An 18246-nucleotide genomic window follows, 5' to 3' on the forward strand; every position below is an offset into this window, starting at 1 on the left:
ACTACGTCCCGCGCGGCTTGGCGCGGCTGGTGGCGGCGGCGAGCAGCGGATTTTCCGGCCACACGTGCTTGGGATAGCGACCGCGCATGTCGGCGCGCACATCGGCCCAGGAGCCGCGCCAGAAGCCGGGCAGGTCGCGCGTCGTCTGGATCGGCCGGTGCGCGGGCGACAGCAGTTCGAGCGTCAGCGGCACGGTGCCGCCTGCGATTGCGGGGTGCCGGTCGAGGCCGAACAGTTCCTGGACACGAACCGCCAAAACGGGCCACTCGCCGTCATAGCGGATCGGCACGCGACTGCCGGACGGCACGTCGAAATGGGTCGGCGCAAGCGCGTCGATCCGGCGCTGCAAATCGTGCGGCACAAGCGCCGTCAGCCCGGCCGGGACGACACCCGGATCGATGGCCGAGAAGGATGCGGCACCCGACAGGAACGGCAGCAGCCAGTCGTCGAGGCGATCGATAAGTGCCGTGTCGGACATATCGGGCCACGGCGCCCCAAGGCCGCGATGCAGCCAGGACAGGCGCTGGCGCAGCGTCTCGGCCTCCTTGCTCCAGCTCAGCAGCGAAAGTCCATGTTCGCGCAAGGCGTCAAGCATGGCGCGGTCGGCCTCATTGCCGGTTGGCGGAGGCAGCATGCGCTCGGCCAGCGTGATAGCGCCGAGGCGTACGGTTTCGCGCACGCGCACGGCGCGGCGCTCGCGATCGAAGCTCGTTTGCCTGCGGGTTTCGATCCTTTCCGCCAGTGCTGAACGAATATCGTCCTCGCTGATCGCCGCCGCCGCCGTGATGCGCGCATTCTGCGCCTTGCCCTGCAGGTCGGCGACAACCAGAAACGCCTCGCCGGCAAGCGGATCGGCAGCATCGAGCATGGCACCGGAGCCGTTGGCCAGCACGAAACGCCCGCGCTCGCCGCGCGCCTTGGCGACGCGGTCGGGCCAGGCATGGATGAGGAGAGGACCAGCGCTGCCACCCTCCCCCTTGTGGGGAGGGTCGGCGCGTAGCGCCGGGGTGGGGGTGCGGCGCCAAAGCCCCCCGCCCCGCTCCGCTTCGCGGATCGACGTTCCGGGGCGAGCCACGGGTCTCGCCCGTCCTTCGGACCCCCATAAGGGGGAGGGTGAAGAGGCCTGCCTCGCCAGGCGTTCGGCGAGTTGCCGCGCGGCGGTGGCGCGCGGCGATCTTTCCTGGCGAAAGCGCATCAGCCGGCGTTCGAGATCGGCGCCGTCACCGCCCAACCCGCGCTCGGTCAGCAGCACCGCGAGCATGGCCGCCTCGCCGGCATGGCCGCCGCGGGCCGCCTCGGCGACCATATGCGCCAGCCGCACCGGCAGAGCGAGCTTGCGCATCGCGGCGCCCGCTTCCGTCAGCCGCCCCGCCTCCTCGATGGCATCAAGCGCGCGCAGCAGCGCCCTTGCCTCGTTGAGCGCCGGGGCCGGCGGCGGATCGAGGAAGGCGAGGCTCGTCGGATCGGCGACACCGAAGGCGGCGCAGTCGAGCAGCAGGCCGGAAAGGTCGGCCTCGAGGATTTCCGGCGGGGTGAAGGCTGGAAGCGACGCCGTCTGTTCGGCGCGCCACAGTCGGATGGCGACGCCGGCCTGCGTGCGTCCGGCACGGCCGGCGCGCTGGTCGGCGGAGGCCTTGCTGGCGCGCACCGTCTCCAGCCGCGTCAGGCCGCTGGCCGGCTCGTAGCGCGGCAGCCGCGACAGGCCGGAATCGATGACGACCCGCACGCCGTCGATGGTGATGGAGGTCTCGGCGATCGACGTAGCCAGCACCACCTTGCGGCGGCCCGCCGGCGCCGGCCTGATCGCCGCGTCCTGCGCCTTGCCATCGAGCATGCCGTAGAGCGGCACGATATCGGTGTCGGCGCCGACCTTGCCGGCAAGCCGCTCGGCGGTGCGCTCGATCTCGCGCTGGCCGGGCAGGAAGGCAAGCACGCTGCCGCTCTCGTCGGCAAGAGCGGAGCGGATCGCCTTGGCCATGGCATCTTCGATTGCGATGCCGGCCGGCCGTTCGTCGTAGCGGATGTCGACGGGAAAGGCACGGCCTTCGCTTTCGATCACCGGCGCGCCCGACAACAGCTTCGCGACACGGGCGCCGTCCAGCGTCGCCGACATCACCAAGACGCGCAGGTCCGGCCGCAGCGCGCCTTGCACGTCGAGCGCCAAAGCGAGGCCGAAATCGCCGTCGAGCGAGCGCTCGTGGAATTCGTCGAAGATCACGGCCGAGATTCCGGGCAGTTCGGGATCGTCAAGGATCATCCGCGCCAGCACACCTTCTGTGACGACCAGTATTTTTGTCCGGGCCGAAGTGCGGTTCTCCATGCGCATGGCATAGCCGACGGTGGCGCCGGGCTCCTCATCAAGCAATTCGGCCATGCGGCGGGCGGCGGCGCGGGCGGCGAGCCGGCGCGGCTCCAGCAGCACGATCTTGCCCGTGCCCAGCCATGGCGCATCGAGCAGCGCCAGCGGCACCAGCGTCGTCTTGCCGGCGCCGGGCGGCGCCACAAGCACGGCGCCGTTGCCGGAGCCGAGTGCATGGCCCAGCGCCGGCAGCACGGCGGATACCGGAAGCTCCGGCAAGACTTTTGTCGTCATCGCGCCCGCATATCAGCGCTCGTGGTCGCCATGCAACCGGCGCCAGATCAAAGCCGGGTGCGCGAAAACGGATTCCAGCGCACCGTGCCCAACCGTACTTCCTCGCGCACCATGGTGAGCAGGCCGGACCCACCGACGACCGCGAGGCCGACCAGCGACAGCCAGTCAGGATATTCCCGGAAGAACAGCGCACCGAGGATGACCGCCCAGACTATCTGCGAGTAATGCGTCGGCGCGATCCGGTTGGCGGGCGCGTATTTGACGGCCAGCAGCTGCAGCAATTGTCCGCATGCGGTGAAGGCGCCGGCCATTATCAGCCATGCAAGCTGCCTTGCGTCGGGAAGCGTGAACGAGGTAGCGGCGATGCCGATGCCGTTGAACAACAGGCCGTAGCCGATCAACACGCCGAGCATGGTCGTGCGCTTTTCCTGCTTTGCCAGCGAGCGCATCAGAATGACGCTGGCGGCAGCGAGGAAGGCCACGCCAAAGGCGGCGAGGTGCCCAAGATTGAGTTCGCGAAAACCCGGTCGCACCACCAACATGACGCCGGCAAAGCCGGCGACCACCGCAAGCCAGCGCCATGGACCCACCTTTTCCTTAAGGACGACCGTGGAGAGGATAGTGACGCAGAGCGGCGCCAGAAAGACGAGCGCGTAGACTTCGGCCAGCGGAATGGTGGTGAAGGCATAGACGCTAAGCACGCCCGAGGCGATGCCGGCCCAGGCGCGCGCCTGCACCGCCCAAGGCCGTTTGGTGCGCCAGAAATCACGCCAACGCTCGTCCGCCGGCCGGGTGAAGAAGAGAAAGCAGCCGGCAAACAATATCGAGAAGAAACCGATCTCGAACACCGTGAACTGCCCACCCAGGCTTTTGACAACGGCATCGCTGCCCGAATAGCTTGCATAGGCGATCAGGGCGAGCAGGATTCCGTTCGTCACGTTTTTCCATTTCCGGGGAGAGAAGCGTTGAAAATACTGGCGCTCGGCGCGCATCCTGACGACATCGAGATATTCATGTTCGGTACGATGGCGGCCTATGCGGCGCAAGGCGCAGAACTGACTTTTGCCATAGCCACGGATGGTGCCAGGGGCGGCAAGAGCGATCCCACGGTTCTCGCCCGTGTCCGTCGCGAGGAGGCAACGGCCGCGGCCGCGCTGCTCGGGGCGGCGCCGCGCTTCCTCGACTTTCCCGACGGCAGGCTGGTGGCGGATAACGCGCTGATCGGCGCGCTGAAGACGCTGATTGGCGAAACCGGACCGGATCTGGTGATTACCCATGCGTCCAACGACTATCACGCCGACCACCGCGCGCTGTCGGACGCCGTGCGCATCGCGGCGTCGTTCGCCGTACCGGTGCTGCATGCCGACACGATGGGCGGCACCGGATTCTCCCCGACCCATTATGTCGAGATATCAGCCCAGGCCGAGATCAAGGCCAAGGCGATCCGCCTGCACCAGTCGCAGGATCCGGAGCGCTTCGTCGACATCGCCCGCACGCAGAATTTTTTTCGCGCCGGCCAGTGCAACGGCGCGCCGGGATCACAGGCCGAAGCCTTCCGCTTCGAGCCGATGTTTCCCTTTGCAGACATTCGCGACCTGCTGCCGCCGGCGCCGCCGATCCGACCGGTCATCGTGAGCACCAAAAGGGTCGACTGAGCCGGGAGACGGCTGCTCCATCGCGGTGACCGTGCCCGACGACGAGACCACCGGCTGACGCACCGGTGCACACGGCCACATGGGCACGCCCGGGCCGGACCGTGCTTTTCTTCCCGGAGGGCCACGATGTCGCACCTTTGCGGCCAGGACCGGGCCGGATCAGACGAATTGAGGGAAGACATCGCCGGAAAAAACAGCATAGGCTATTGCCAGGACGGCAAATCTTCCCGGGGAGGAAACGGATGGCTTCACGCTATCACGAGGTCTATGACGGCTGGAAACGCGACCCGGAAAAGTTCTGGGCGGATGCGGCGAACGCCATCGATTGGTACACGCCTTACGACAAGGTGTTCGATGCGGAAGCCGGCGTTTATGGCCGCTGGTTTACCGGCGCCACCTGCAACACCTGCTACAATGCCCTCGACCGGCATGTCGCCGGCGGGCGTGCCGACCAGATCGCGCTGATCCATGACAGCGCCATCACCGGCACCGTGAAGACATTCACCTATGCCGAGCTCAAACGCGAAGTGGTGGCGCTGACCTCGGTGCTGAAGAACCGCGGCGTCGGCAAGGGTGATCGCGTCATCATCTACATGCCGATGGTGGCGGAAGCGGCCATCGCCATGCTTGCCTGCGCCCGCGTCGGCGCCGTGCATTCGGTCGTCTTCGGCGGTTTTGCCTCGCATGAGCTCGCCACCCGCATCGACGACGCCAGGCCGAAGGTGATCATTTCGGCCTCCTGCGGCCTGGAGCCCGGCCGCGTCGTCGCCTACAAGCCGCTGCTCGACAAGGCGATCGAGATATCCCGCCACAAGCCGGACGCCTGCCTGATCCTGCAGCGCGACCAATTGCGCTGCGAGCTCAGGGACAATTACGACATCGACTATGCGGACGCGGTCGCGCGCGAGCGGGCGGCCGGCGCCAATGTCGACTGCGTTCCAGTGCTTGCCACCGACCCGCTCTATATCATCTATACGTCAGGCACGACCGGCCAGCCCAAGGGCATCGTTCGCGACAATGGCGGCCACATGGTGGCGCTCGAATGGACGATGGAAAACGAGTTCGGCGTCAAGCCCGGCGAAGTGTTCTGGGCGGCGTCCGACGTCGGCTGGGTGGTCGGCCATTCCTACATCGTCTACGGGCCGCTGCTGCATGGCTGCACCAGCATCCTGTTCGAAGGCAAGCCGGTCGGCACGCCCGATGCCGGCACCTACTGGCGGGTGATCGCGCAGCATGGCGTGGTCGCCCTGTTCACCGCGCCGACGGCGTTCCGCGCCATCAAGGGGCAGGATCCCAGGGGCGAATTCGTCGCCAGATACGACCTGTCGAAATTCCGCACGCTGTTCCTCGCCGGCGAGCGCGCCGATCCCGAAACCATCAAATGGGCGGAGCAGAAACTGAACGTGCCGGTCATCGACCATTGGTGGCAGACCGAGACCGGCTCGCCAATGACCATCAACCCCGCAGGCCTCGGCCTGCTGCCGGTAAAATACGGCTCACCCGGCGTGCCGATGCCCGGCTACGACATCCGCGTGCTCGACGATGCCGGCCACGAGGTGCCGCGCGGCACGCTCGGCAATGTCGTGGTCAAGCTGCCGCTGCCGGCGGGCTGCCTGCCGACGCTGTGGAACGCCGACGCCCGTTTCCGCCAGGCCTATCTCGACGAGTTCCCCGGCTTCTACAAGACCGCCGATGCCGGCATGATCGACGAGGACGGCTACCTCTACGTGATGGCCCGCACCGACGACATCATCAATGTCGCCGGCCATCGGCTGTCGACCGGCGCCATGGAAGAGGTGCTGGCAACGCATCCCGATGTCGCGGAATGCGCCGTTGTCGGCATCGCCGATGCGATGAAGGGCCAGGTTCCGCTCGGCTTCGTCGTGCTCAACGCTGGTGTCTCGCGCGAGATCGGCCTCATCGAGAGCGAAGTGGTGGGGCTGGTGCGCGAGCGCATCGGCCCGGTCGCCGCCTTCAGGACGGTGGTGACGATCAAGCGGCTGCCGAAGACGCGGTCGGGAAAGATCCTGCGCGGGACCATGCAGAAGATCGCAGACAAGGAAGATTGGACCATGCCGGCGACGATCGACGACCCGGCCATCCTCGACGAGATCACGGCCGTGCTGAAGGAGCGCGGCATCGGGGTCTAGATGATCGGGCGCAGCAGACACGATCCTTCCGTTTGTTGAGCGGTCGGCGCCAACTGTCACATCTGGCCAATCTTTTGTTGTGCAATGCAACAACAGACTCTAGGGTTTGGCTTGGGGGGCCATTCCAAAGGCACGGCATGGCTCAGCACAAGGCGACATTCGGCGGCGTCGACATATTGCGTTTCCTGGCCGCCGTCATGGTGATGTTCTATCACTATGGCTTCTGGGTATGGGCATTTCCTGACGGGGTTTCGGCGCGCGCGACCGGCGGCATCCCGCCCCATCCCGAAATGGCCTTGGTCGGCTCCGGCTGGGTCGGCGTGCAGATATTCTTCGTCATCAGCGGTTTCGTCATCGCCTTCAGCGCCGAGAATTCGACGCCGCTGCGGTTTTTCGAGGCAAGGGTGAAAAGGCTGGCGCCGGCGGTCTGGATCTGCGCGCCGGTGACCGCGGCGGTGCTGCTGCTCACCGGTCTGAGCTGGCCAACCGATGCCGTGATCAGGCTCGTTCGCACCGGCCTTTTCGCGCCCTACGGCCCTTGGGTGGACAGCGTCTACTGGACGCTCGGCATCGAGATCGCCTTCTACGCTGTCGTCTGGATCCTGTTGCGGCTTGGCCGCTTCCACCTGATGGAGACGGTGGCAGTCGTGATCGGCCTCGTCAGCACGCTGTTCTGGTGCCTCTATTATCCGCTCGGCTGGTCCGACCTCGCCGAGACACGCTGGCTGCAGCTCGTCCTGGTGCACCATGGCTCTTTTTTCGCCGTCGGCGTGCTCATCTGGCTGATGCGGTTCAAGGCGGTGACGGCCTCGCGCCTAGCCTTCTGCCTGCTGTTCCTGGGCGGGGGCGTGCTGCAAATCGCCAGTTCGGTCGATGTCCACAGCGCCAAGGTCGGCGCCGCGATGCCCTATGCGCCGCCGATCCTTGTCTTCCTGGTCGCCATCGCCCTGATGGCATGGTCGCTGCGGCTCGACCTCAGCTGGAGCGGCTGGCGCCGGATCGGCCTGATGACCTACCCGCTCTATCTGATCCACGACGTCATCGGCGCGGCGATGCTCGGCGCGATGGTCCGCGCGGGATTTCCCTATCTCCTGTCGATGGCAATGGTCGGCGCGACCATGATCGCGGCAAGCTGGCTGGTGGCGACCGAAGCCGAACCGCGCATCCGGCTGCTGCTCGACCACACGGTGTTCCGCTACCGGCTCAGGGCGGCGTAGTCGCGATCTTGTTGACCAATGAGGATTGACCAACGGGCACCTCGGTGCCTTCCTCGCAGGAGCGCACTGTCCAGCCGCAGGGTTCCGAGGCCTGGATAGTGAGTCGCGGCCCTGTACAAAGTTAGGGACCAATCGATGCGGATCGTCAGGATAGCCGAACTGGAAATCGATCCTGACCAGATCGACAGCTACAAGGCCCTGATTGCCGAAGAGATCGAGGCCTCCGTGCGAATCGAGCCGGGCGTGCTCTTCCTTCATGCCGTGTCGGTAAAAGGTGCGCCTGAAAAGGTGCGCGTGATCGAATGCTACGCCGATCAGACGGCGTACGAAGCCCATCTGACCACACCGCATTTTCTCAAGTACAAGACGCAAACGGCGAACATGGTGCGGTCGCTTCGGCTTATCGAAACCGACCCGATCGCGCTGTCTGCGAAACCCGGTCAGAACTCAAACTGACCAGGGCTTGGACCGACACCGCCGTCCATCCAGAGCGGACGATCGACCTGCCGTCGAAATCGCTGGCAAGCGAAATAGACTGATCTGCTCTGGGGCCGACCTGCTTCCAATCCATGTCGCCAACCTCAAAGCGCGTCGATTCTGCGCAATATAATATTGCTCCGGATGTCATTTCATAGACATCGCCAATCAGCCAAAGAAACCGGGCGTCACGGGCTAGCATGGGTCTTTGGATCGGGCGCGGCTGCTTGAATCCGCCAAGCAGTACGGAAGCTACCTCGTTATAAATTCGACCCTTGAAGATGCCCGTACTTGTTTCGCCGGCTTGTTCGCTTTACGAACGGCAATGACCCTCATCTCTCGCATTGCCGCCCTTGCTTTGCTCGCCATCATTGTGTTCGCGACGCTGTCGCCAATCCAGATGCGGCCCCACCTGGGTGACCCAGATTTCGAACGCGCCCTCGCCTACGTTCTGTTCGGCGTGGCAATGGGGCTCGGCTTTCCAAACCGCTTGGCTGGAACTGTCACTATAGTTGTCGTCGTAGCCACTGTGCTGGAGCTGATGCAGCTCCTCGAACCCGGTCGGCATGCGCGCCTTTCGGACGGCTCACTGAAGGCTTTGGCAGGCATCCTCGGAATAGTTGTCGTCCATCTCAGTCTTTTGGTGGCGAGCCGCTATTGGCCGCGTAAGCTGACATTGCCTGCCGAATGATGCCCGGGTTTAGACTCCCACTGTAGCCCGCCGCAGCCACATAGGCGATGACCTGCCTCGTCACTCAGGCACGGAAATCGCCACGGTTGAACTCAGACCGTTGTCTTGCTGCGCACTTCGGTCTTGTCGAGATAATAGCTCGAGTACTGGCCGAAGAATTTTTCGGACGCTCCGAACGAGCCGTATTTGGCGAGCTTCTTGAGATCGACCTTGTTCAGCACCGCGCCGACGATCTTGTTGGCGACATAGGGTTCGGATTCGAGCATCGATCTCACCATCGCGCGCGGCGTGCGGCCCCATTCGGTGACCAGCACGAAGCCGTCGACAAGCGGCGCGAAGGCCTTGGCGTCGACCACCGGCCCCAGCGGCGGCAGATCGACGACGATGTATTCGAAGGTCTCCTTGGCGTTGTCGATGAAGCGCCGCATGCCGGCCGAGGAGAGAAGCTCGCTGGTATGCGAGAAATTGCCGCGCAGCACGGCCGGAATGATCGCCAGCTTGGTCTGCCGGTCGATCTTGCCGACCGACTGCCAGGTCTGGCCGCTCACCACCGCTTCCATCAGTCCCTGCTCGGCCTCCATGCCGAGGCTGCGGCTCAAGCCCGGATTGCGCAGGTCGCCGTCGATCAGCAGCGTCCTGGCGCCGTTGGCGGCGAGCAGTCCGGCCAGATTGGCCGCGACCGTCGACTTGCCTTCGCCGGGAAGGACCGAGATGACGCCGATGACGCGGCTGCCCTGCCCTTCCATGACGACGTCGAAGGCGATCTTTGCGCTGCGCAGCGTCTCGGAGAACATCGACGCCGGAGCATCGACGCTGACGCGCATGCGCGCGCGCTTTTCGGCCGCGGCCGGCGATTTGGCGGTTTTGAGATCCGGGTCGGCCGGCTTTTCCTCCCTGGCGGTCTTGCCGCCGATGACAGGCAGATAGCCGAGGAATTTGAGGCCGACGCGGTCGCGGACATCCTCGCCGGTCCTGAAGAAACGCTCGTTGAATTCGTTCAGGCCGCCGAGCCCGGCACCCATCAACGTGCCCAGCACAAGCGAGAGCGCCAGCACAACCACCGTGCGCGGGCTGGAGGCGCTGAGCGGCGTCGATGCATCCGAGATGATGCGGATCTTCCCGACCGGGAAGGATTGCTGCTGGGCGGCTTCCTCGTAGCGGCCGAGGAATGTCTGGTAGAGCGTGGAGAGCGCCGTCGCCTTCTGGTCGAGTTCACGCAGCTTGACCTGCGACTGGTTGTCGATTGCGCTCTTGCCTTGCGCCGCGGCGACATTGGCCCTGAGCGCGGTCTCGCGCGCCAGCGCCACTTCATATTCGTTGCGATAGCTTTCGGTCAGCTGCTTCAACTCGCCGAATATCTGCGCCGATATGTCGGCCTTCTCCTTGGCGAGCGCCACCGCCTGCGGATGCTGCGGCCCGAAATTGGCCTCGACATCCTGCTGCCGCTTGGCGACGGCGAGATAGCGCGTCTTGAGCGCCGCGATGACCGAGCTGCTCGGCTGGTCGCTCGATATGGCGGCATCCTTGAAGGCGTTCTCCGAGCCGCTTTCGACGATGGACTTGTATTGCTGGTAGCGGGCGCTGGCCCGGGCGGTATCGGCCTGCGCCACGATAAGCTGGGCGTTGAGGTCGGCAAGCTGCTTGGCGCTCATCAGCTGGCCGTCGCTGTTGGCGGACAGGCCGTGCTCGGCCCTGAATTTCTCGACCGCGAGCGATGCCGCCTGCGAGCTTTCGCGCAGTTCCGTCAGCCGGCCCTGCAGCCAGACCGCTGCGCGCTCGGTGGCATCGAAGGAGGCGTCGAGCTGGTCGGCGAGATAGGCATCGGCATAGGCTTTGGTGATCGCGGTCGCCAGTGCCGGGTCCGTCGCCTGGTAGCCGAGCGCGATGACATAGCTTCGCCCGACGCGCTCCGCCTGCACCTCGTTCTGCAATTTGAGGATAGCGTAGTCGCGACGAGAGGTCGCGATCAGCGCATCGCGGGTGGCGGGGTCGAGCTTGGTGACGTCGCCGACGCCCGGCATGGGAGGACTGGGGCGAACATACTGGATCAGGCCGCGGATCAGGCCGATGCCCTGGGCGAGCGCCGACTGGGGCGGGTTCATGAATGCGTCGTTGCGGTCGAGCTTCAGCTTGTCGACGACCACGGCGGCAAGCCTCGTCGAGGTCAGGATTTCGATCTGGCTCAGGATGGCCGAATCGGTCTGCATGGTCGTCGACGCCGCCGAAATGTCGTCGACGATCTTGTTCAGCCCCTCATCGATCAGCACGCTCGAGACCGATTGGTATTTGGGCGGCGTGGTCTGCAGATAGAGCAGGCCCAGGACAAGACCAATGACCGCGCCCAGGACAACCACCTTGGCCTGCCGCGCTGCCATGCCAAGCAGCCGCTCGACATCGATGAAGTCTTCGCCGTCTCCTGCTTCCGAATTCGGCAATGGCATCCTCTTGTCGAGAGGAAAGTTGGCATAGTTCATCTTCGGTCCAATTCCAGAGCCCGTCCATCCCAATCATCGGGATGGGCTCTATCTCACTGTTTTAACATGATCTTTTCCGAAAACCGCCTTGCGCTTTCCGGGATCATGCCTTGGCTCCCAGGCACTTCGAAGATCGGGAGCATTGCCAAAAAGCAACGCAAGTTCCATGCCGGACGCCACAGGGCGTTGCGCGCATCGCACCGTCAGCCGTCCGACAATGCTCCCGAAACATGGGCATTATGCGGCTTCTTCCTGTCGTTCATGCGACCGGACGAACTCCTGGAGCATCTCGAAAACCGGACCCTTCATGTCGTCGCGCGCCAAGGCGAAGGCGATGTTGGCCTGGATAAAGCCCTCCTTCGAGCCGCAGTCGAACATGCGGCCCTTGAAAGGCTGGGCAAAGAAGGACTGCTCCTGCGCCAGGCGGACCATGGCGTCGGTCAGCTGGATCTCATTGCCCGCGCCGCGCTGCTGGTTGCCGAGCAGGGCGAAGATCTCGGGCTGCAGGATATAGCGGCCGTTGATGTAGAAGTTCGACGGCGCATTGGCCGGCGCCGGCTTTTCGACCATCGCCGTCACCTCGAAACCGCCGCCAATGTCGGCGCCGCGGCCGACAATGCCGTATTTGTTGGTCTCGGTCGGGTCACAGCGCTCGACCGCAATGACGTTGCCGCCGGTCTCGGCATAGAGGTCGGCGACCTCGGCCAGGCAGCCGCGGCCGCCGAACGAAACCATATCAGGCAAAAGCAGGGCGAAGGGCTCGTTGCCGATGACCTCGCGCGCGCACCAGACGGCGTGGCCAAGGCCTTGCGGGGATTGCTGGCGGATGAAGCTGGTGGCGCCGGCCACCGGCAGCAGGCTTTCCAGCGACTGCAATTGCGCCTTCTTGCCGCTCTGCTCCAGTGTTCCGATCAATTCCGGATGCAGGTCGAAATAATCCTCGATAACCGCCTTGTTGCGGCCGGTCACGAACACGATGTGCTCGATGCCGGCCTCGAAGGCCTCATCGACGGCGTATTGCACGACGGGCCGGTCGACGACGGGAAGCATTTCCTTCGGCATCGACTTGGTCGCCGGCAGGAACCGCGTTCCAAGCCCCGCCACCGGTATCACGGCCTTCCTGATTTTCTTCATCGCAAGTTCCTTCTGAGGAGATCGACTTCAGTCCATTCGCAGGCCAGGAAAAATCCCTCCATGTGCCTGCATCTTCACCTCCCCGCCCCTACGGCAAATTGTGCCGCTACTCGTCGCAACCGCACGGCGATCGGCATGCCCATATGCCTGACCGCCGCCGGGTCGCTGAGCGCCGTCCGGATCGCCTTGAGCGGGGACCGCGCCTTGATGTGCTGGACCATCGACAGGAACGAGGCTGCCTTGCGCAGGCTGCGGCTGCGCCGGGCGAAGGCCGCTTGCGCGGCCGCGTCCATCTGATGGCTTTGAGCGAAAATTGCATCGGCCTTGCGCATCGCCTCGACATGATGAGGCTCGAGCACGCGCGAAATGGAGCCGCTGCGGATGTGATAGACATAGCCGATGTCAGGCTCGACCACGCACCTGCCGCCCTTGGCCAGGGCGTTGGCCAGGAAAATGTAATCCTCGCCGATGATCAGGTCCTCGTCGTAGCGAAGTCCGTTTTCTTCCAGGAAGCGGCGCTCGAAGATCGGCTTGAGATAGCCGAGATTGAACTTCGATTCGAAGACGACGTTGCCGGCGATATAGCTGGCCAGCGAGATCTCGCCCAATTCCTCCAGATAGCGCGTCGGGAACATCGCATCCTCGATCACGCCGTCCTCGCGGACGACCTGGAGGTTGTCGACGGCGATTTGCGCGCCCGCCCTTTCGGCCCGCGCGATCATGGCGGCGATGCGGCCGGGATAGACCGCGTCGTCGGAATCGAGGACCGCGACCCAGCGGCCGCGGGCAGCCTCGAGGCCGGCGTTCCTGGCGCCGCCGGGGCCCCTGTTCTGCGCAAGCGCCACGACGCGCACGATGTCTTGCGGATAGGCCCTTGCCACGTCGAGCGTCGCGTCGCGCGACTCGTCGTCGACGACGACGACCTCGACGCTGACACCCTTCTGCGCGATGGCGCTGGCGATCGCCCGGTCGAGGGTCGCCTCGGCGTTGTAGGCTGCAATGACGAAGGAAACGTCCGGGACGAAGCTGACGTCAGGCTGCACGCTTGCCTCCTTCCTGTGGCGAGGGCTGGCCGTAGAGACGTATCTCGCGGATGCCGACAAGGCCGCTGACGACGCCGACATGCATAATGCCGCGCAGCACGCTGCGGTTCCGCCGCACGGGGCTGGCAAGGAAGGGAAACGCCGCGGCGAAGCAATAGGCTGCCTTTGCCGAGGCAATGGCGACCTGTTTGAGCAGGCCAATGCCGCTGGCATTGCGCCCCAGGAGATGGCCATGCGTCTGCCCGACGCGGAAGCGGCGGCGGCCAAGCCAGTCGAACGCGGCCCTGGTCCGTGGCACGACCTCGTCCACCCAAGCCTCCGGAGAAAACGCGATCGTGCCGCCTGTCTTGTGCATCTGGTCGAAGAATTCGGTGTCCTCGCCGCCGGTCTGGCCACGCGCCAGGCTGAAGCGGCGCCCGCGCAGGCTGTCCGACCCCATGTCGAGCAGCACGTTGCAGGTGTAGCCGGTGCGGATCTCGCCGCGCACCCAGACCGGCAAGGTCGAATGGAAGTCGCCACGCCGCATCCAGTCCGGCGCATCGGCCCCATAGCGCGCCTTGACCGGGCCCAGCACGGCGGCGGCGCGACTTGCCTGGGCTGTTGCGACGAGCTCGGCAAGCCAACGCGGCGAAGCCGTCTCGTCGTCATCGATGAAGGCGACGAAATCCGACGTGCTGGCGTCAAGACAGGCATTGCGGGCGATCGAGATGTTGCGCGCCGGGCAGTGGTGATAGCTGATCGGCAGCGTCAGTTCGCGCGCCAGGGCCGTCACCAGATCCCTGGCGCTCGGCGTGTCGTCATTGTCGGCGACGATGACACGGACATCGAAACCGGCCAGCCTGTCCATGGCGTCGAGCGAGCGCAGCGTGTGGGCCAATTCCGGCCGGCGGAACGTGCACACGCCGATATCGATGCTGCGGTTCTTGCCTGGAACCGCCATCACGCGACCCCGCGCTGTTTGCCAAGGCCGAGAAGCTGCAGCCAGAAACCGACGGACCAGCCGAAATGCATGACCATCGCCGAGACGCCGGCAAGCGCGATGTCGGCATTGCGCTGGCTTACCGCCGTCCACAGGCCATAGCCGAGGCACACCGTCGCCCAGATCAAAAACGGCACCGCCGCCAGCCAGTGCACGAAGGAAAAGGCTGCGAGCACCACCACCGGGAACACCAGCAGCGGCACCATCTGCCGGACCTTCGGGATGACGCGGTGCTTCAGGACGTTCTTGGCGCGTCCGCGGCCGTAGCCGAGATACTGGAAATAGAGGCCGCTGAGCGACGCGCGCGGATAGTAGACCATCTGCGTCCTGCCGCTCATCCAGATCCTGTAGCCGGCCTGTCTCAGCCGGTAGTCGAGCTCGGCGTCCTCATTATGGCTGAACGTCTCGTCATAGCCGCCGACGGCCTGGAAGGCAGAAATCCGCATCAGCGCGTGATGGCCGTGATCGACCCATTCTCCGGCGGACAGATGCCTGTGCTTGGAACCGCCGGTGCCGAGCTTTGAATTCTGTGCCGCCGCGGCCGCCTTCTGCACGGTGCCGCTGCCGCTGGTCAGCATCGAGACCACGACCGAATCGGCGCCCGTGGCCAGCGCTTCCTCGACCAGCCGGTCGCAATAGTCGGCGGGGTAGCCGCCATGGGCATCGATGCGGATCAGATATTCGGCACCATCGCCGAATCTGGCGACGGCAAGATTGATCGCCGCGCTCTGGATGCGCTTTTCATTGTGGAGCAGGACGATGCGGGGATCCTCTTTCGCGCGTTCGCCGACAATGGCCGGGGTATCATCGGTGCTGCCGCCATCGGCAACGACGATCCTGGCACCGAGCCTCGCCGCCGCGGGGCTGAGCTGGTCGAGCAGCCCACCGATATGGGCTGCCTCGTTGAGGCAGGGAATCACGATCAGGCTGGAGGGGAGCGCTTGCATCATCGGGCGATCTCCATCCTAGGCCAAAGCCTCGGCCGCGAAGGGTTGGCGCATGGCGGCCAGGCTGCGAAGCTTGTCGACCAGCGCCTGGCAATCGCTGCGATCATAGCTCCATATCCTGGGGTTGCGCGACAGAACGCGCTCCTTCAACGTGCTGAAGCGGCGCTCCTCCATCTTGCCGATGGCGGCTTCGAGCGCGTCGGGTGAGGCTTCGGGCAACAGAATGCCGATGCCTTGCCGGCCGAGGAACCGCCCGGTTTCCGTGTTGGCCATCGAGATCGGCACCGCGCCGAAACGACAGCCTTCATAGAGTCGGTTGGGCAGCAGCCATTCGGAATTCTGGCCCGCCTCGAAGAAATCGATCGCCCAGGAGAAATGCACGTCCCGGTAGATCGCCGCCATGTCCTCCGGGTTGCGGTAGGGTCCGCGAAACGAAAGCCAGGGCTCGGCCTCTACGAAGGCGTGGAAATCCGGGAATTCGGTCAATGCCGGGCGGCCGCGCAGCACGATCTCGAACCGGCCATCGGCGCGGCGCGAGAAATCGGCCAGGAGTTCGAGCGAGCGGCGGCAGCGCAATGCCCCGAACCAGCCGATGCGCCAGGGTGGCGCGACAGGCGCCTCGGCCATCTCATGCTCGGCCGGCAGGATCGCCGCTGCCTCGAAATATTTGTTTTCGACCAGTTCGACCGGCGCCGTCACCTGGCCGAACGGCTCGAAATAATTGGCGGTGAATGCGGGCGAACTGGTCACCAGCAGCTTTACGTCCCTGGCAAGGTAACGTTCCGTGGCACGCAGCGCCCTGCCGACCGCATCGCTGCGAAGCATCAGGCGATGGATGTCGAGGCATTCATAGACGATCGGCACCGCGGCGCCGAATGCCGTGTTGGCGCGGCGGGCGAGCGCCAGCATTTCCAGGTTGCGCGCGATGATGAGATCGGGCCTCGGCATGCCGCGGAGCCTGGTGCCGATCGAAACCGCCGCCTTGGCGACTGCCGTCAGGCGCTGGGCGAATCGCCCGTCACGCGTCGCGCCGAGATCCAGCGGCCGCAAACCCTCGACGTCGGCAATGCGATTTGCCGTGCGGCGGAAGCCTGCGAGCGTGACCTGGGCGCCACCTGCCCTGAGCATTGTAATCCGCCGGCGCACTGCCGGGTCGGAAACGTCATGCACAAGGTACAAGACATTCAGCATGAAAACTCGACCGCTGTTGGCCCACCCACGGCGAACCTAGTACAGGTCTTGCTGCATCGCAACATTTTTGGTGCAGCGTAGCAAAATCCACGTTTTTTGTTGCACTGCAAAATAAATGCCGTAATTTGGCCGCGGCGGCGGTTGCAGGGTTCCTGGTCGGAACCTGCACAAGAATCAGGAATCCTGAATTTGGAAGCCAATCCATTCGATCCGCCAGAAGGCTCACTGCGCAAATCGGTCGGGCGTGGCGCGGTCGTGACGGCCTTGTCGCAGTCCGTGCGGGTCGCCACGCAGATCATTTCCGTCATCGTGCTGTCGCGTCTCCTGTTGCCGCAGGATTTCGGCGTCGTGGCGATGTGCGCGCCGGTGCTGGCCTTCATCGCGCTGTTCCAGGATTTCGGCCTCACCCAGGCGACCATCCAGAAATCGGGCATACGGCACGACGAGGTGAACTACCTGTTCTGGATCAACGTCGCCGTCAGCGCCATCCTGGCCTGCGTGCTTGCCGGCGCGGCACCGCTGGTCGCCGCCTTCTACGGCGAACCGCGTGTGGCTGGCCTGGTGGCGGCGCTGGGCCTGCAGATCATGGCCTACGGCCTCGGTGCGCAGCATCTGGCGCTCCTGACGCGCCGCATGCAGTTCGGCCGCCTGGCCATCATCGATGTCGCAGGCGCCGTGGCTGGTCTTGCCGTGTCGATCGCCTGGACATTCGTCGACCGCTCCTACTGGGCACTTTTCGCCGGCACCTTGACCGGAGCCGTGCTGCCGACGCTGTGCTACTGGGCCAGTTCGCGCTGGCGGCCCAGCCTGCCGCGCAAGGTCGCCGGGATCAGCGAGCTGATCAATTTCGGCGCCGGCATAACCGGCTTCAACTTCGCCAATTTCTTCGCCCGCAATCTCGACAACGTGCTGATCGGAAAATACTGGGGCGAGGCGCAGCTCGGCCTCTATGACCGTGCCTACAAGCTGCTCCTGTTCCCGCTGAGCCAGATCACGAACCCGCTGTCGAAGGTGATGGTGCCGGCTCTTTCCAGGCTGAAGGACGAGCCCGACCGCTACCGCAGCGCCTATCTTCGCGTCATGCCGCTGATCCTGCTGGTGGCGCTTCCCGGCGTCGCTTTCGCCACCGCCATGTCGGACATACTCATCCCCTTCGTGCTCGGCGAGCAGTGGCGCGCGAGCGCCTCGATTTTCCTGGCGCTGGGCTTCGCCGGGCTGCTGCAGCCGCTCAACAATCCGGCCGGATGGCTGTTCGTCAGCCAAGGCCGTTCCGGCGACTTCATGCGCTGGGGCATCATCACGGCGGTGACGTCGGTGCTCGCTTTCGTGCTGGGCCTGCCTTATGGCGCGCTCGGCGTGGCGATCGCCTATGCCGTCAGCGAATATCTGCGCACGCCTTTCCTGTGGCTCTATGTCGGCAGGAGCGGGCCGCTGCGGGCAAGCCACGTTCTTCGCGCGGCGACGCCGTTCGTGCTCGGCGCGCATGGGGCGCTGGCGGTGGTCTGGTTGGTCAAGCCGCTGCTGCCGCAGCAGCATGTCATTGCCTTGGCCAGCGGCGCGATCCTTGCCTATCTCATCACCATCGTCATCGCGCTGGCCTTCGCAGCCGGCCGTGAAGCCTTGCGCGAGGCCTTGAAAATGCTGCCGGCAAGGCCGCCGGCGGCAGCACCGCGCGAGGCGCAATAATTTTGGCGC

At 65.0% G+C, this 18246-nt stretch carries 14 protein-coding genes; 6 read left to right on the plus strand and 8 right to left on the minus strand.

The features are described from left to right. Position 1: 1 nt before the first annotated feature. Complete coding sequence (gene hrpB, locus FJ942_RS09770) at positions 2-2593, minus strand: ATP-dependent helicase HrpB (protein ID WP_140897563.1); 2592 nt, start codon at positions 2591-2593, stop codon at positions 2-4. Between the two features lie 47 nt (positions 2594-2640). Beyond that, positions 2641-3531, minus strand: a complete 891-nt coding sequence (locus tag FJ942_RS09775; RefSeq protein ID WP_140897565.1) for a DMT family transporter — start codon at positions 3529-3531, stop codon at positions 2641-2643. Between the two features lie 27 nt (positions 3532-3558). Here FJ942_RS09775 and FJ942_RS09780 point away from each other — a divergent pair, with 27 nt between their 5' ends. The 5 genes from FJ942_RS09780 to FJ942_RS09800 all read left to right on the plus strand — a co-directional run bounded on the left by FJ942_RS09780 (position 3559) and on the right by FJ942_RS09800 (position 8783). Further along, positions 3559-4248: a PIG-L deacetylase family protein gene (locus FJ942_RS09780; protein ID WP_140523588.1), complete on the plus strand. Its 690-nt coding sequence runs from the start codon at positions 3559-3561 to the stop codon at positions 4246-4248. Positions 4249-4490: 242 nt separating this feature from the next. Beyond that, positions 4491-6398, plus strand: coding sequence for a propionyl-CoA synthetase (locus tag FJ942_RS09785; protein WP_140897567.1), 1908 nt, complete (start codon positions 4491-4493; stop codon positions 6396-6398). A gap of 137 nt (positions 6399-6535) precedes the next feature. Beyond that, positions 6536-7615: an acyltransferase gene (locus FJ942_RS09790; RefSeq protein WP_140728830.1), complete on the plus strand. Its 1080-nt coding sequence runs from the start codon at positions 6536-6538 to the stop codon at positions 7613-7615. Positions 7616-7750: 135 nt separating this feature from the next. Then, positions 7751-8071 carry a putative quinol monooxygenase gene (locus FJ942_RS09795; protein ID WP_140897569.1) on the plus strand — a complete coding sequence of 107 codons (321 nt, stop codon included), beginning with the start codon at positions 7751-7753 and terminating at the stop codon, positions 8069-8071. Positions 8072-8417: 346 nt separating this feature from the next. Beyond that, on the plus strand, positions 8418-8783 hold the full coding sequence (locus FJ942_RS09800) for a hypothetical protein (protein ID WP_181169869.1): 366 nt from the start codon (positions 8418-8420) through the stop codon (positions 8781-8783). A 92-nt stretch (positions 8784-8875) separates the two neighbouring features. Here the strand turns inward: FJ942_RS09800 and FJ942_RS09805 are convergent, their stop codons facing one another. From FJ942_RS09805 to FJ942_RS09830, 6 genes are all read right to left on the minus strand, one after another. Continuing rightward, the gene (locus tag FJ942_RS09805; protein WP_140497157.1) at positions 8876-11257 is read right to left on the minus strand and encodes a polysaccharide biosynthesis tyrosine autokinase; all 2382 of its coding nucleotides are present in this window, start codon (positions 11255-11257) and stop codon (positions 8876-8878) included. A 237-nt stretch (positions 11258-11494) separates the two neighbouring features. Further along, positions 11495-12391, minus strand: a complete 897-nt coding sequence (locus FJ942_RS09810; RefSeq protein WP_140512943.1) for a UTP--glucose-1-phosphate uridylyltransferase — start codon at positions 12389-12391, stop codon at positions 11495-11497. 74 nt (positions 12392-12465) lie between these two features. Then, on the minus strand, positions 12466-13434 hold the full coding sequence (locus FJ942_RS09815) for a glycosyltransferase family 2 protein (RefSeq protein WP_140897571.1): 969 nt from the start codon (positions 13432-13434) through the stop codon (positions 12466-12468). Further along, a complete protein-coding gene (locus FJ942_RS09820) occupies positions 13424-14374 on the minus strand; it encodes a glycosyltransferase (RefSeq protein WP_140523578.1) in 951 nt (316 codons plus the stop codon). Before FJ942_RS09820 ends, FJ942_RS09815 begins: the two co-directional genes overlap by 11 nt. Then, entirely contained in the window at positions 14374-15363 is a 990-nt protein-coding gene (locus tag FJ942_RS09825; protein ID WP_140897573.1) for a glycosyltransferase family 2 protein, read from the minus strand. Before FJ942_RS09825 ends, FJ942_RS09820 begins: the two co-directional genes overlap by 1 nt. A gap of 15 nt (positions 15364-15378) precedes the next feature. Next, entirely contained in the window at positions 15379-16551 is a 1173-nt protein-coding gene (locus FJ942_RS09830; RefSeq protein WP_140897575.1) for a glycosyltransferase, read from the minus strand. A 189-nt stretch (positions 16552-16740) separates the two neighbouring features. On the opposite strand from FJ942_RS09830, the gene FJ942_RS09835 reads away from it, so the two are divergent. Next, positions 16741-18237 (plus strand): lipopolysaccharide biosynthesis protein, encoded by a 1497-nt coding sequence (locus tag FJ942_RS09835; RefSeq protein WP_140897577.1) that lies wholly within the window; start codon positions 16741-16743, stop codon positions 18235-18237. Positions 18238-18246: the final 9 nt, after the last annotated feature.

Source organism: Mesorhizobium sp. B2-4-2 (assembly GCF_006442845.1).
GTDB lineage: Bacteria > Pseudomonadota > Alphaproteobacteria > Rhizobiales > Rhizobiaceae > Mesorhizobium.